This window comes from Nocardioides sp. WG-D5 (genome assembly GCF_054031175.1).
Window position 1 is genome coordinate 833790 of the sequence record NZ_CM132928.1, and the last position, 14141, is coordinate 847930.

The following is a 14141-nucleotide window of genomic DNA, read 5'->3' on the forward strand; positions in this document are numbered from 1 at the left end:
CGCCGCCGGTCACCGCTTCGTCGTCGCCATCCACTCCCAGATGCTCCGGCCCTCGTGGCTCGGGTCGTTGCGCGCGACGTAGATCCACGACCAGTGGCCGGGGAAGGTGTTGCCGTCCCAGGTGACCCCGTCGTAGAGGCTCATGATCGAGCCGTCGATCCGCTCGTGGGCGTAGACGGTGTTCGCCTGCGGGTCCAGCGTGGTGTCGTCGGCAGAGGCAACCAACCAGGTCGGCGTCGTCATCGCCTCGAGCTCGGCGTCGGAGATGAAGTAGGTGCTCGACCCGTCGCGCGCGCCGATGCCACAGCAGATCGGCGTCGAGGTCGCGAACGTGTCCGGATGCTCGGCGACCATCTTCAGCGACATGTAGCCACCGTTGGAGCAGCCGACCACGTGGATCCGTCGCCGGTCGATCCGGCGGGTCGCGACGACCTCCTCGATCGCTTCCATGACGAGCGGTGCGAATCGGTCACCGTCCAGCATCCAGGCGGACGTCGACTGCGGCGCGAGCACGTACGCTCCGCCGAAGCGCGCCTGCGCCTCCGGTGTGGCGAACCCGAGCGCACCCCGGTTGGCACGAAGCTGTGTCTCGTTGTCGTAGTAGTCGTAGCCGTCGGTGAGCAGGCCGCCCTCGCCGCCGCCGTGCAGCCAGACGACGAGCGCCGCCCCCGCGGGGCCGCCGGCCCCGGCAGGCGAGAACAACCGGTAGTTCAGGCCGGACGCGGTCGTGTGATGGCCGAACGCGTCGACCTCTCGATCGGACAGCCGGCCCTGCCGGAAGGAGTCGATCACGATCCGACCACTCCCCCCGGCGCCCCGCAGAGGCTCGACCTGGGTGACCGTGTAGTCGAGGTCCAGGAGAACGTTCCGCCCGTACGCCCCCATATAGCTCAGCGTGCCTCCGCCGGCGACGCCCCAGCCGTGCTCGAGCTCCAGGGTGACCTCGTCGCGGCGGGACCAGCCCGCAGCGCTGACCACCCGGTTCTGCTCGTAGGCGACCACTCCGGTCAGCGGGTTGGTGGCCGCGACGTGCACCGCGAACGTGTTCGCCGTGAGCGACGACCGCTCGGCCCGGGCCAGGGCTGCCGACGAGATCCGCAGCGACGTCACCTGCTCGCCGCCGTCGAGCACCTCGGCGACCGGTGTCACCAGTGCGTCGCCCCTGGCACTCGGGCCGCCTCCAGCGGCGACGGCAGCAGACGTGCCCAGGAGTGCCGAGGCGCCGGCTGCAGCACCTGAGACGAGGATGGAACGACGCGTGATCGAGGTGCTCATGGGGACTCCTTCGCGCAGGATAGAGACGCTTGTGACCTGCATCACAAACGTCCTGGAGAATAGTGATCTCCCGAGGGCAGGCCAACGGTCGCGGTCCGGTCAGCGGTCCGAGCGGTCCCACGGGTCCCGACGCAACACCCGCCGGATAGACGCCAGCCTCGACAGCGCCGGAGCGCGGTCGAGGCTGGCAGTGACGTTTCGACGTGCTCTAGACCGCCAGGTCGATCCCCTCGGCGGCGAGGGCCTCGCGGTAGGCCTCGACGTTGCGCATCTTCACGTTCTCGTAGCCACGCACCATGTCCGGGAGCTCCGCGAGACGGACGGCCCGGGCGTACGACTCCTCGGTGAGGTCCGCGGCGAGGCCGGTGACGAGCTCGGTGTAGTGCGCGAGGAGGGCGCGCTCGGTGCGGCGTACGTGGGCACGACCGAACGGGTCGAGGACCGTGCCGCGGAGGAACTTCATGGTCGCCAGCAGACGGAGCATGAAGTGGGAGCGCGGGCCGAAGGTCATCTTGCGACCCTTCAGGAACGCCCCGAACACCGGCGGGGAGAGCTTGAAGCTGATCGTGCCCTGGACCTCGGCGCGGACGCCGTCGAGAGCAGCCGGAGCGGTGAGCAGCCGGGCGACCTCGTACTCGTCCTTGTAGGCGGTGAGCTTGAACAGGTAGCGGGCGACCGCCTCGGAGAAGCGGGTGTCCTCGGTCACCGCGCGCTCGGCGTTCCAGATCCGGTCGACGACCTCGACGTAGTCGCGGGCGGTCTGCTGGTTCTGGAAGGCGACGAGCTTCGGGGCGCGGAACTCCGCGAGGCGGCGGACCTCACCGTCGAACGTCGCCTCGTCCAGCGCCGGGACGACGATCTCCTCGACCGGCGCGGTGGCCGTGCCGGTGACCTTGGCGAACTCCTCCGGCGCCGCGACCGAGGCCCGGCCCCAGCGGAACGCGGCGACGTTGGCGCTGACCGCGACGCCGTTGATGCCGATGGCCTCCTCGATGGCCGCGGCCGGGATCGGGAGCGCACCGGCCTGGTAGGCGGCGCCGACCAGCAGGAAGTTGGCCGCGGCGGTGTTGCCGAAGAGGGTGTCCGCGGCCGAGAGCGCGTCGAAGGCACGCAGCGAGGACGTCGCCCCGTTGACCCGGGTGAGCAGCTCGTCGTCGGCCGGGTAGGCGATGTCCTTGTCGTAGACCATCGGGCCCGTCGGCGTCTTCGACGTCGACACGACCGCGCGTGTGCGCGCCGGGTCGCCGTAGGCGAGGTTCTTGCCCTCGGCGAGGGTGAGCAGGTCGAAGCCGAGCAGCGCGTCGGCCGAGCCGGGGGTGACCCGGTTGGAGGGCTCGATCGCGCCCGGGCCGAAGCGCAGGTGACCGGTCACCGGACCGGCCTTCTGGCTCATCCCGACCTGGTCGAGCGACTCGACACCGTAGCCGGCGCGGAGCGCCGCGGTCGCGAGCACCTGGTTGACGGTCACGATGCCGGTGCCGCCGATGCCGGCCATGAAGACACCGTAGGTGCGGTCGAGCTCGGCGTAGCCCGGGTCCGCGACCTCGGGCGGCGTCGGCGTGGACCGCTTCTCCTTCTTCGCCTTCGGGTCGGTCTCGACGGCCATGAACGAGGGGCACTCCCCCTCGACGCAGGTGTAGTCGGTGTTGCAGGAGGTCTGGTCGATGCGGGTCTTGCGGCCCAGCTCGGTCTCGACCGGCTGGACGGAGAGGCAGTTGGACTTCACGCCGCAGTCGCCGCAGCCCTCGCAGACGGCCTCGTTGATCACGATCCGGGTGTTGCGGGGCTCGAGCTTGCCGCGCTTGCGCTGGCGGCGCGCGTCGGCGGCGCAGTGCTGGTCGTAGATCAGCACGGTCACCCCGGAGATCTCGCGCAGCTCCCGCTGGGCCTCGTCGAGGCGGTCTCGGTGCCAGAGACGTACGCCGGCCGGGAAGCTGGCGCGACGGTAGCGCTTGGGCTCGTCGGCGACCACGATGATCGCCTTGACGCCCTCGTTCATCAGCTTGTGGGTCAGCTGCGCCATCTCGACCTCGCCCTGCCGCTTCTGGGCACCGGTCATCGCGACGACGTCGTTGTGGAGCAGCTTGTAGGTGATGTTGACCCCCGCTGCGACGCACGCCTGGATGGCCAGCTGGGCGGAGTGGAAGAAGGTGCCGTCACCGACGTTCTGGAAGGTGTGGCCGGCGTGGCTGTAGGGCGCCTGCCCGATCCACTGCGAGCCCTCGCCGCCCATCTGGGTGATGCCGACGACGGCGCTGTCCTCGCGCTGGGAGGCGGTGACCAGGGTGTGGCAGCCGATGCCGCCGCCGCCCAGGCTCCCCTCCGGGAGCGCGGTCGAGCGGTTGTGGGGGCAGCCGGAGCAGAAGTAGGGCGTGCGCGAGGTCGACAGCAGCGGCAGGTCGATCCGGGCCGGGCCGGCGGGCTTCAGGTCGGCGTAGCCCTTCAGCGCGCGGCGCAGCGGGGCGAGCAGCCGGCCGGCGGTCAGCTCGCCGTCGAGCGGCACCAGCGGGACGCCGGCGCGGTCCTTCTTGCCGACGATGACCGGGGCGGAGGGCTCGCCGTAGAGGATCTCGCGGATGCCCTGCTCGATGAAGGAGGTCTTGTCCTCGATGACGACGATCTCGTCGAGGCCCTCGGCGAAGCTCGACACGACGGTCGGCTCGACCGGCCACATCATGCCCAGCCGCAGCACCCGGATGCCGGCCGCCATCAGCTCGTCGTGGCCGAGGCCGAGGTCCTTCAGGCCCTGGCGCATCGAGTCGTAGCAGGAGCCGGAGGCGACGATGCCGACCTTGGCGTTCGGCGCCTTGACCTCGATCCGGTTGAGGTGGTTCTCGGCGGCGTACGCCTTCACGACGTTCATCCGCGGGCCGTAGAGCTTCGCCTCGGCGCCGACGATCCGGTCGGGGAAGAGCTCGATCTTGGTCGGCTCGTAGGTGTAGGGCACGCCCTCCCACTCGGTCTTCGGCATCACCGGGTCGAGGACGCCGATCTCCGGGTTGACCACCCAGGCGCCGTCGGCGACGTCGGCGACGATCTTGAGCGCGACCACGCAGCCGGAGGCACGGGAGAGGGCGATGCCCTCCATGCCGTACTCGACGATCTCGGAGGCGTTGCGCGGGAACAGCACCGGGATGCCGAGGGAGGCCAGGGTGCGCTCGGAGACCGCGGGAACCGTGGAGGACTTCGCGGCCGGGTCGTCGCCGACGAGCATCAGCATGCCGCCGCTGGGGTGGGCGCCGTACATGTTGGCGTGACGCATCGCGTCCAGCGCCCGGTCGACGCCAGGGCCCTTGCCGTACCAGACGCCTGTGACGCCGTCGTAGCGCTCGGTGTCGAGGGTGACCGCGGACTGCGAGCCCCACACGGCGGTGGCGGCGAGCTCCTCGTTGAGGCCGGGCACGACGGTGATGTCGGCGTCGGCCATCTCCTTCGGCAGGCCCAGCAGGAGCTGGTCGAGACCACCGAGCGGGCTGCCGGGGTAGCCGGAGATGAAGGTGCCGGTCCGCAGGCCGCGGCGCTGGTCCAGGGCACGCTGCTCGACGAGCATCCGCGCGATCGCCTGGATCCCGGTCAGGAGCACGGGGCCGGCTCCGACGCGGTAGCGGTCGGCCAGGTCGTAAGCCTCGAAGGATGTCCCGGGCTCGAACACTGCGGTCATAGGGGTGACTCCTCAATCTGCCGGGCGGCACTGGTGGTCCGTCTGGAGTGTTTGCCGGGACCGCCGGGGTGAGGCTGTCCCGAGGAACCACCCGCAGGGTGTGCGGGTGGCCTGGGTCACATCATCATGGATGGGGCCTACGTGATGCCAATCACCACGGGCGCCCTCACCAGGCGACGCTGAGGTACTGCGTCTCGAGGTACTCCTCCAGCCCGGCCCGCGCGCCCTCGCGCCCGATGCCGCTCTGCTTCACGCCACCGAACGGCGCCGACGGGTCGGAGACGAGGCCGCGGTTGACCCCCACCATCCCGGCGTCGATCCGCTCGGCCACGTGCAGCGCCTCGCCCAGCTCGCCGAAGACGTACGCCGCCAGGCCGAACTCGGTGTCGTTGACCGCGGCCAGCAGCTCCTCGGTGTCGTTCCAGACCACGATCGGGGCGACCGGGCCGAAGATCTCCTCGCGCAGCAGCGGCGAGTCGGCCGGTACGCCGGTGAGGACCGTCGGCGCGTAGAAGTAGCCCTCCGAGGCGGGCACCTCGGCGCGGTGGGCGATCACGGCCCCTGCGGCCACGGCGGCGTCGACGAGGCCGGTGACGGTGGCGTACGCCTTCGCGGAGATGAGCGGGCCGATGTCGCTGCCCTGGTCGGCGGGGCCGACCTTCAGCGCCTCGACGGCGGCACCGAGACGCTCGGTGAACTCCGAAGCGACGTCGGCGTGGACGTAGAGCCGGTTGGCGGCGGTGCAGGCCTGTCCCCCGTTGCGGAACTTGGCGACCATCGCGCCCTCGACCGCGGCCTCGACGTCCGCGGAGGACGTCACCACGAACGGCGCGTTCCCGCCGAGCTCCATCGACGTGTTCACGACCCGGTCGGCGGCCTGGCGGAGCAGGATGCGGCCGACGCCGGTCGAGCCGGTGAAGGAGATCTTGCGCACCCGGGGGTCGGCGAGCCAGGTGCTGACGATGCCGGCGGCGTCCAGGCCGGGGACGACGTTGACGACGCCGTCGGGCACCCCCGCCTCGGCCATCAGCCGGGCGATCGCGAGCGCCGTCAGGGGCGTCTCGGAGGCCGGCTTGAGCACGACCGTGCAGCCGGCCGCCAGGGCCGGGGCGATCTTGCGGGTGGCCATCGCGGCCGGGAAGTTCCACGGGGTCACCAGGGCGGCCACGCCCACCGGCTTGTGGGTCACGATGGTGCGGGTGCCGCCGGCAGGCGACGGACCGAAGTCGCCGTGCGGGCGCACGGCCTCCTCGGCGTACCAGCGGAAGAACTCGGCGGCGTAGCCCACCTCACCACGGGCGTCGGTGAGGGACTTGCCGTTCTCGAGCGCGATCAGGGCGGCCAGCTGGTCGGCGTCGCGCAGCATCAGGTCGCGTACCCGGCCGAGCAGGTCGCTGCGGGTGCGCGGCGGCAGCGCCGACCACGCCGGGAGCGCCGCGGCGGCCGCGTCGACGGCCGCGGTCGCGTCCTCGGGAGTGCCGTCGGCGACGTCGGCGACGTGCTCGCGGGTCGCGGGGTTCTCGACCGCGAAGACGCCGGCGGCGCCCGGACGCCACCGGCCGCCGACCAGCACGCCGCTGCCGGGCTCGAGGGCGTCGAGGTAGCCGGTCGTCACAGGCTCGGTGCTCGTGGTCACTTGGTCTCCTCCAGTGCGGTCGTGAGTACGTCCAGGGCCTCGTCGAGCAGCTCGTCGGAGATGCTCAGCGGCGGCAGGAAGCGGATGACGTTGCCCCACGTGCCGCAGGTCAGGGTGATGACGCCCTGGCGGTGGGCGTAGGCGGCGACGGCCTTGGCGACCGCGCCGTCCGGGTCGCCGGTGGCCGGGTCGACGAACTCGGCGGCGATCATCGCGCCCCGGCCGCGTACGTCGCCGATGCGCGGGTCGCTCTTCTGCAGGTCACGGAGCCGCCCGAGGAGGCGCTCCTCGATCTGGCGGGCCCGGGTGAGCAGGTCCTCGGCCTCGATGGTCTCGATCACGGCCAGCGCGGCGGCGCAGGCGAGCGGGTTCCCGCCGTAGGTTCCGCCGAGGCCGCCGGGGTGGACGGCGTCCATGACGTCGGCACGGCCGGTCACCGCGGAGAGCGGTAGGCCGCCGGCGATGCCCTTGGCGCTGACCACGAGGTCGGGGACGACGCCGTCGTGCTCGACGGCGAACCAGGTGCCGGTGCGGCCGAAGCCGGACTGCACCTCGTCGGCCACGAAGATCACGTCGTTGGCGCGGCACCACTCCGCCAGCGCGGCGAGGAAGCCGGGCGCCGGGACGATGAAGCCGCCCTCGCCCTGGACCGGCTCGATCACGACGGCGGCGAGGTTCTCGGCGCCGACCTGCGTCTCGATCAGGGAGGTCGCCCGGGCCGCGGCCAGCTTGCCGTCGATCTCGGCGGCGTCGCGGAACGGGTAGGACATCGGGGCCCGGTAGACCTCGCCGGCGAACGGCCCGAAGCCGTGCTTGTAGGGCATGTTCTTCGCGGTCATCGCCATGGTGAGGTTGGTGCGGCCGTGGTAGGCGTGGTCGAAGACGACGACCGCGTCCTTGCCGGTGAACGAGCGGGCGATCTTGACCGCGTTCTCGACGGCCTCGGAGCCGGAGTTGAACAGCGCGGTGCGCTTCTCGTGGTCACCGGGGGTGAGCCGGGCGAGCTGCTCGGCGACGGCCACGTAGCCCTCGTAGGGCGTGACCATGAAGCAGGTGTGGGTGAAGGCGGCGACCTGCTCGGAGACTGCCTCGACCACGCGCGTGGCGCTGGAGCCGACGGTGGTCACCGCGATGCCGGAGCCGAGGTCGATGAAGCGGTTGCCGTCGACGTCCTCGACGATCCCGCCGGCCGCACGGGCGGCGAAGACGGGCATGGTCGTGGCCACGCCCTGGCTCACGGCCGCGACCTTGCGGGCCATGAGCTCCTGGGAGCGCGGGCCGGGGAGGGGCGTACGCAGGAGGCGGGACTGTTCGAGGGTGGAGAGCTCGGTCATGGGTTCAGCATGAGCCTTCGCGACACATGTCGTCCAAGACCTTTTGACTACTACAATCATGCCTCGTGAGCATGGATCTGCGCCTGCTGCGCTACTTCGTCGCCACCGCCGACGCGGGCTCCGCGACCCGCGCCGCCGAGGTGCTGCACGTGACCCAGCCGGTGCTGTCGCGACAGCTGCGCCAGCTCGAGGCCGGCCTGGGCGTGCCGCTGTTCGCCCGGGAGGGACGACGGCTGCGGCTCACCCGCACGGCCGAGGACCTCCTCCCCCGCGCCCGCGACCTGCTCGCGCACGCGGACGACCTCGAGCGAGCCGTCGGAGTGCTCGCCTCGGGGAGGCTCGACGAGCTGCATCTCGCGGTGCCGTCGACCACGCTCACCGACGTGCTCGCGCCGTTCCTGGCGACGCTCGGGCCCGAGGACCCGGTCGCGATGGTCCGCGAGCTCGATCCGCGGGGCGCGGTCGCGGCTGTCCGCGCCGGCGCCGACCTGGCGATCGTCACCCGGCCGCCGGCCCGGTCGCTGGCCTCGCGCGCGCTCGCCGTGCTGCCGGTGTGGGCCTATGTCCGGGCCGACGACCCGTGGGCGGAGCGGGGGTCCGTGGACGTACGCGACCTGGTGACGCGGCCGCTCGTGCTGCTCACCGAGGACCTGCGGCCGCGGCCGCTCCTGGACGCAGCGGTCGAGGACGCCGCCGTGGGCTACGGCGACGTCCTCGAGGTGTCCAACGCCCAGGTCGCTCAGGCGCTCGCGGCCTCGGGCCGCGGGATCGCGGTCGTCTCCGACGACCCGCGCTTCGGGCTGGTGCCTCTGCACATCGAGGCGCCGGCGGGGCGGGTGCGGATCAGGCTGTACGCAGCCTGGGACCCCCAGCACCACGCCGCCGAGGCGCTCGCCGGCCTTGCCGAGCGGCTCTCGGCCTTCTGCGTCGAGCGCTACGGAGCCGAGGTCGCCGTCCGCTGAGCGGCCACCGAGGTCAGCACGGTCAGGATCCGCTCGGTGACCTCGTCGACCGGACCCAGGCCGTCCACTCGCGCGAGCAGGTCGCGCGCCGCATAGCCCGCGGCGAGCGGACCGGTCTCGGCGGCGTACACCTCGAGCCGGCGGCGGATGACCGACTCGGTGTCGTCGGCGCGGCCCTGCTCCCGGGCCCGCGCCATCAGCCGGCTCACCAGCTCGTCGGTGTCCGCCTCGAGGACCACCACCGCGTCGAGCCCGACGTCGGCCAGCGCCTGGATCCCGTCGAGCTCGGCCACCTGCTGCGGTGTGCGCGGGTAGCCGTCGAGGAGGAACCCGTCGGCGCAGTCACCCTCGGCGAGGCGGTCGGCGACCATGGCGTTGGTGATCTCGTCCGGGACGTACTCACCCGCATCCATGTAGGTCTGCGCCGCCACACCCAACGCGGTCTGCTGGGCGACGTTCGCCCGGAAGATGTCGCCGGTGGAGATCGCCGGCACGGCGAAGCGCTCGGAGATGACGGCGGCCTGGGTGCCCTTGCCGGCACCCGGCGGGCCCATGAGGAGGAGGCGCATACGACTGGTGGACCTTTCTCGAGGTTGGCGCGCTCACCCCCACGATGAGCGCGCCCGGTGTGACGCTAGGCCTCAGCCCGCTGCGATCACGTTGCATCCGCGAGGATGCGGTGCGCGATCTCGTCGCCCACACGGACCGCACCGTCGACGTGCTGGAAGCCGTGTCCGGCGACGTCGCTGCTGCCGAACTCGATCGGTCCGAGCGGCTCGCGCAGCACCGCACCCCAGCGGGTCAGCCCGCCGAGGTCGAAGCTCGTCCCGTACGCACCGCCGGTCAGCTCCTGGTGCTGCCAGTCGCTCTCGACGTAGGTGAGCGGCTCGAGCGCCGCGTCCCCGAAGTACGCCGCCAGCGACTCGAGCACCCGACCCCGTCGCTCGGAGTCGGAGAGCCGTCCGACCGCGTCCGCGCGCTCGTCGGAGACGAAGCCGACCAGCGTGCCGCGCGGCTCGCCCTCGGGGGTGTTGTCGTAGACCTCGTGGACCAGCTGCCAGGGCCCGAAGCCGGTGCCGCTGAGCCCGTCGGCGCGCCAGAAGGGCGTGGCGTACTGCGCCTGCACCTTGATGACCAGCCCGAACGACTGGTGCTCGCGGGCGATCCGGTACTCGGCCGGGAGCTCGGGGCTGAACCGGATCCGCTTGACCAGCGTCGGCGGGACCGCGAGGACGAGCCGGCGCGCGGCGTGGATCTCGGTGCCGACGTGCACGACGACACCGTCCTCGTCCCACTCGACCAGGGTGACGTCCTGACCGAGCCGGACGCGGTCACCGAGACGGGAGGCGAGCGCCAGCGGCACCCGCTGCAGACCGCCGACGACCCGGCGGTCGAGGATCACGTCGGCGTCGACGAGGTTGCTGAACGACCCCGCGCTGGCGGCCATCTGCACCGCCTGGAGCGCGGAGAACGAGTGCGCGGGCTTCGTCAGCATCGCCGGCCCGATGTAGAGGGCGATGTTGTCGACGGCGACCGGGTCGTCGCACTGCTGCTCGAGCCAGGCGCGGAAGGAGACGCTGTCGAGGTGGTCGGCGTCGTCGAGCTCCCACGGCCGGGCCGGGTCCATCGCGGCGGCCAGCGCGTCGAGCGTCTTCGTCAGCTGCGCGATCGCGGCCGAGGTGGACTCTCCGACCGGGAGCTCGTCGCCGAATCGGTGGGTGACGCCGGTGTTGTCGACGTAGAGGGACTCGCCCTCGCGGAAGCGCGGGTAGGTCGGCAGCTCGAGCTCGTCGAGGATCCCGAGCAGGGCGTCCTGGTCCGGCGAGACCCACTGGCCGCCGATCTCGAAGTCGGCCTCGGCGCCGGGGGCGCCGTGCGCCTCGGTGCGCAGCCGGCCGCCGACGCGGTCGCGCGCCTCCAGGACGAGGACGTCCTGGCCCGCCTGGGCCAGTCGCCAGGCCGCGGTCAGGCCGGTCACGCCGGCGCCGACCACGATCACGTCGTGGGTGGTCATGTCAGTTCTCCTGATCGTCGGTAGGGGTGGGTCGCCGGTCCGGGCGCTGGGCCAGCAGCGGGAGGCTCGGGTCCCAGCGGGTCCCGTCGGCCTGGTCGCGCTTGCGCCGAGCGATGCCCGAGAGCGCCTCGAGGACGACCCGGTTGGCGAGGAACGAGGTGATGTCGGCGTGGTCGTAGGGCGGGGAGACCTCGACCACGTCGATGCCGACCACGGGCAGCTCGTAGGCGATCCGGCGGACCGAGTCGAGCAGCTGACGGGCGGTCAGGCCGCCCGGCTCCGGGGTGCCGGTGCCCGGGGCGTGCCCGGGGTCGCAGACGTCGATGTCGACGGAGAGGAAGACGCCGTCGCACTCGTCGGTGGCGATGGTGAAGGCCTCGGTGAGGCACTCCTCCAGGCCGCGGTGCACGATCTCGGTCATCTCGTAGGACCGCATGCCCTGCTCGGCCATCCAGTCCAGCGTCTCGGGCTCGGGCCAGTAGCCGCGCAGACCCATCTGCAGGAACCGGTCGCCGCGCAGCGCACCGGACTCGATGAGCCGGCGCATCGGCTGGCCGTGGCCGATCAGCGATCCGAACTCGATGTCCCCGGTGTCGGCGTGGGCGTCGAAGTGGATCATCGAGACCCGCCCCTGGCCGAGGTGCTGGGCGACGCCGGCGGCGTCGGGCCACGCGATCGTGTGGTCGCCGCCCAGCACGAGCGGGATGGCGCCGTTGCTCGTCACGGCGTGGACGGCCTCCTGCAGATCGCGCACCGAGCGCTCCGCGTCGCCGGAGAACATCTCCACGTCACCCGCGTCCAGCACCCGGAGGTCCTTCAGCGCGTCGACCCGCATCGCCAGCGAGGGCCGTGACCCGTCGTGGGCCAGGTAGCACGTCTGCCGGATGAACTGCGGGCCGAACCGGGTGCCCGACCGGTGCGACGTACCTCCGTCGAAGGGGGCACCGAGGATGACCACGTCGGCACCCTCGTACGTCGCGGGGTCGGCCCAGTCACACCGGTCGACACCGAGGAAGGTGATGTCGGGGCCGAACTGGGTTCCGTAGCGAGCCATGGCGTTCTTCTCTCTCGTTCGATTCTCTGGATTCGGTGGTGGCTTCGTCGGTGGTGCTCAGTCCTCGGTCGGGTCGACGACGAGGAACCGCTCGCCCGGTCGGCGGGCGAGGTAGACGTAGTAGTACGCGAGGGCGGCGACCACGACGCCCACCGTGATCAGGATGTCGGTCCGCGCGGAGCCGGCCAGCGCGTAGCCGATCGCGCCGATCACGACCAGCGGCGGGAGCGGCCACAGCGGCATCCGCCAGCCCTCGGCGGCCGGGCGCTGACGACGGGCGCGGAGCGCGGCGATGGCGACGACGACGTACATCGTGGAGATGACCACCGAGGTGACACCGAGCAGCGCCTCGATCTCGACGGCACCGGCCAGGATCGCGCCGGGGATGCCGATGACGAGGGTGGCCAGCCACGGGGTGGCGTAGCGGGGGTGCAGCTTGGTGAGCACGGCGTTGACCGGCGTCGGCCAGGAGCGGTCACGGGCGGAGGCGTAGACGACGCGGGCGTTCTGCAGCACCATCACGATGACGGCGTTGAGGATCGCGATGGCGATCGCGACGTTGACGGCGACCGCGACGCGCTCGCCGCCCCAGGCGGCGACCCACTGGGAGAAGTTGCCGGAGGCGAGGTCGCTGAGGTCGTCGACCGCGAGGACCGTGGTCACGGTCGGGGCCAGGATGACGAGGCCGCCCAGGCCGAGGGTCCAGAAGACCACGCGGGCGACGTTGCGGCGCGGGTCGACGATCTCCTCGGCGAGGTAGACGGTGGTGCCGAAGCCGCTGACCAGGAACGTGCTCACCGCGAGGCCGGAGATCAGGATCGCCAGGGTGAACGGCTCCAGGCCGTTCTCGCCGATGACGTGCGGGCTCACCAGCTCGCCGGGTCCGCGCTGGACGTGGCCGAGCCCCAGGACGACCACGACGACGGCGGCGATCATCTCGAGCGCGAGGAAGGTGCCGGTGACGATCGCGTTGGCCTTGATGTTGAGGATCGCGGTGGCGGTCGAGAGGAGCATCACGATCGCGCCGGTCGCGGCCCGCGGCAGCTCCACCAGGTCGGCGAGGTAGTCGGCGGTGCCGAGGGCGAAGATCGGCGGGATGAGCCAGAGCAGCACGCCTGCCAGGGAGAACGTCAGCCAGCCCATCGACTTGCCGAGGGTCTGGGTGACCATCGCGTACTCACCGCCGGAGCTGGCGGTCCGGGTGCCCAGCTCGGCGTAGCAGGCGGCGATCGCGACCGAGACCGCGAAGCCGGCCACGACGGCGAGCACCGCGCCGCTCCCCTGGGTCGCGAACAGCTCCGGGACGATGATGAACAGGCTCGAGGCGGGCGTGATGCACGAGAGCACCAGTAGAACCGCGGCACCGGGTCCGAGCACCCGCGCGAGCCGGCGTCGCTCGTGCGCCGGCGTCACCTCTTCCGGGCTCATCTGCATGGATTCGATCATCGCGGGTCTCCTTGGGATGAGGGTACAGCGAGTTTTGAACGCTGTACAAAACTTTGAACGGCATTCAAAGTGACCCAGATCACCGCTAGAGTCAAGGGGTGGGACCGAAGATTTCACCCAGCGAGCACGAGGAGACACTGTCGAGGTGACGCGCACACGCTCCAACAGACGCCTGGAACGACCGCGCGAGCAGGTGCTCGCGACAACGCTGGAGATGGTGGCCGAGGAGGGGCTCGCCAAGGTGACGATGGCCTCGCTCGCCGCCCGGCTCGGGACCAGCGGCGGCCATCTCCTCTACTACTTCGGCACCCGCAACGGCCTGCTCCTCGAGACCCTGCGCTGGAGCGAGAACGAGTACGCCGCCCAGCGAGCCCCGATCCTGGAGAAGGTCGAGAAGGACCGCTCAGGAGGCGTCGAGGCGCTGCTGTCCTTCGTCGACGTCTACCTCGCCCTCGACGAGCGCGACCCGCGCTGGCTCCTCTGGCTCGAGCTGTGGGCACGGGCGCCGTACGACGCTGAGCTCGCCGCGGCGCAGCGGGCCATGGACGACGAATGGCACGCCGACCTGGTCCGGCTCTTCGCCGCCGCGCTCCCGGAGGTGCCCGACCGCGAAGCCGTCTCCGAGCGACTGCGGGCGATGTGGGACGGCTTCAGCATCGGCATCGTCACCGGCGGCGGCACCACGCTGCGCGAGCGCGCCCTCGAGCACACCCGCGCTGCTGTCGCCGGACACATCGCCGAAGACCAGGGGTAGCGGGC

10 protein-coding genes are annotated in these 14141 nt (G+C 71.7%); 2 read left to right on the forward strand and 8 right to left on the reverse strand.

From position 1 onward, the window contains the following. Positions 1-9: 9 nt before the first annotated feature. The 4 genes from ACWZJV_RS04110 to gabT all read right to left on the reverse strand — a co-directional run bounded on the left by ACWZJV_RS04110 (position 10) and on the right by gabT (position 7906). Positions 10-1275 (reverse strand): prolyl oligopeptidase family serine peptidase, encoded by a 1266-nt coding sequence (locus tag ACWZJV_RS04110; protein ID WP_457180316.1) that lies wholly within the window; start codon positions 1273-1275, stop codon positions 10-12. A gap of 208 nt (positions 1276-1483) precedes the next feature. Continuing rightward, a complete protein-coding gene (locus tag ACWZJV_RS04115; RefSeq protein WP_457180317.1) occupies positions 1484-4936 on the reverse strand; it encodes an indolepyruvate ferredoxin oxidoreductase family protein in 3453 nt (1150 codons plus the stop codon). Positions 4937-5102: 166 nt separating this feature from the next. Next, positions 5103-6572: an NAD-dependent succinate-semialdehyde dehydrogenase gene (locus ACWZJV_RS04120; protein ID WP_457180318.1), complete on the reverse strand. Its 1470-nt coding sequence runs from the start codon at positions 6570-6572 to the stop codon at positions 5103-5105. Further along, positions 6569-7906 (reverse strand): 4-aminobutyrate--2-oxoglutarate transaminase, encoded by a 1338-nt coding sequence (gene gabT, locus ACWZJV_RS04125; RefSeq protein WP_457180319.1) that lies wholly within the window; start codon positions 7904-7906, stop codon positions 6569-6571. The genes ACWZJV_RS04120 and gabT overlap by 4 nt, the downstream gene beginning before the upstream one ends. A gap of 71 nt (positions 7907-7977) precedes the next feature. On the opposite strand from gabT, the gene ACWZJV_RS04130 reads away from it, so the two are divergent. Next, positions 7978-8868: a LysR family transcriptional regulator gene (locus ACWZJV_RS04130; RefSeq protein ID WP_457182016.1), complete on the forward strand. Its 891-nt coding sequence runs from the start codon at positions 7978-7980 to the stop codon at positions 8866-8868. On the opposite strand, the gene ACWZJV_RS04135 is transcribed toward ACWZJV_RS04130, so the two are convergent. From ACWZJV_RS04135 to ACWZJV_RS04150, 4 genes are all read right to left on the reverse strand, one after another. Further along, entirely contained in the window at positions 8841-9437 is a 597-nt protein-coding gene (locus ACWZJV_RS04135) for an adenylate kinase (protein ID WP_457180320.1), read from the reverse strand. The genes ACWZJV_RS04130 and ACWZJV_RS04135 overlap by 28 nt on opposite strands. 86 nt (positions 9438-9523) lie before the next feature. Continuing rightward, positions 9524-10882, reverse strand: coding sequence for a flavin monoamine oxidase family protein (locus ACWZJV_RS04140; protein ID WP_457180321.1), 1359 nt, complete (start codon positions 10880-10882; stop codon positions 9524-9526). 1 nt (position 10883) lies between these two features. Next, positions 10884-11936 carry an agmatinase gene (gene speB, locus ACWZJV_RS04145; protein WP_196873568.1) on the reverse strand — a complete coding sequence of 351 codons (1053 nt, stop codon included), beginning with the start codon at positions 11934-11936 and terminating at the stop codon, positions 10884-10886. A 57-nt stretch (positions 11937-11993) separates the two neighbouring features. Then, the gene (locus ACWZJV_RS04150) at positions 11994-13382 is read right to left on the reverse strand and encodes an APC family permease (RefSeq protein WP_457180322.1); all 1389 of its coding nucleotides are present in this window, start codon (positions 13380-13382) and stop codon (positions 11994-11996) included. A 145-nt stretch (positions 13383-13527) separates the two neighbouring features. On the opposite strand from ACWZJV_RS04150, the gene ACWZJV_RS04155 reads away from it, so the two are divergent. Continuing rightward, positions 13528-14136: a TetR/AcrR family transcriptional regulator gene (locus ACWZJV_RS04155; RefSeq protein ID WP_008357670.1), complete on the forward strand. Its 609-nt coding sequence runs from the start codon at positions 13528-13530 to the stop codon at positions 14134-14136. Positions 14137-14141 lie beyond the last annotated feature (5 nt).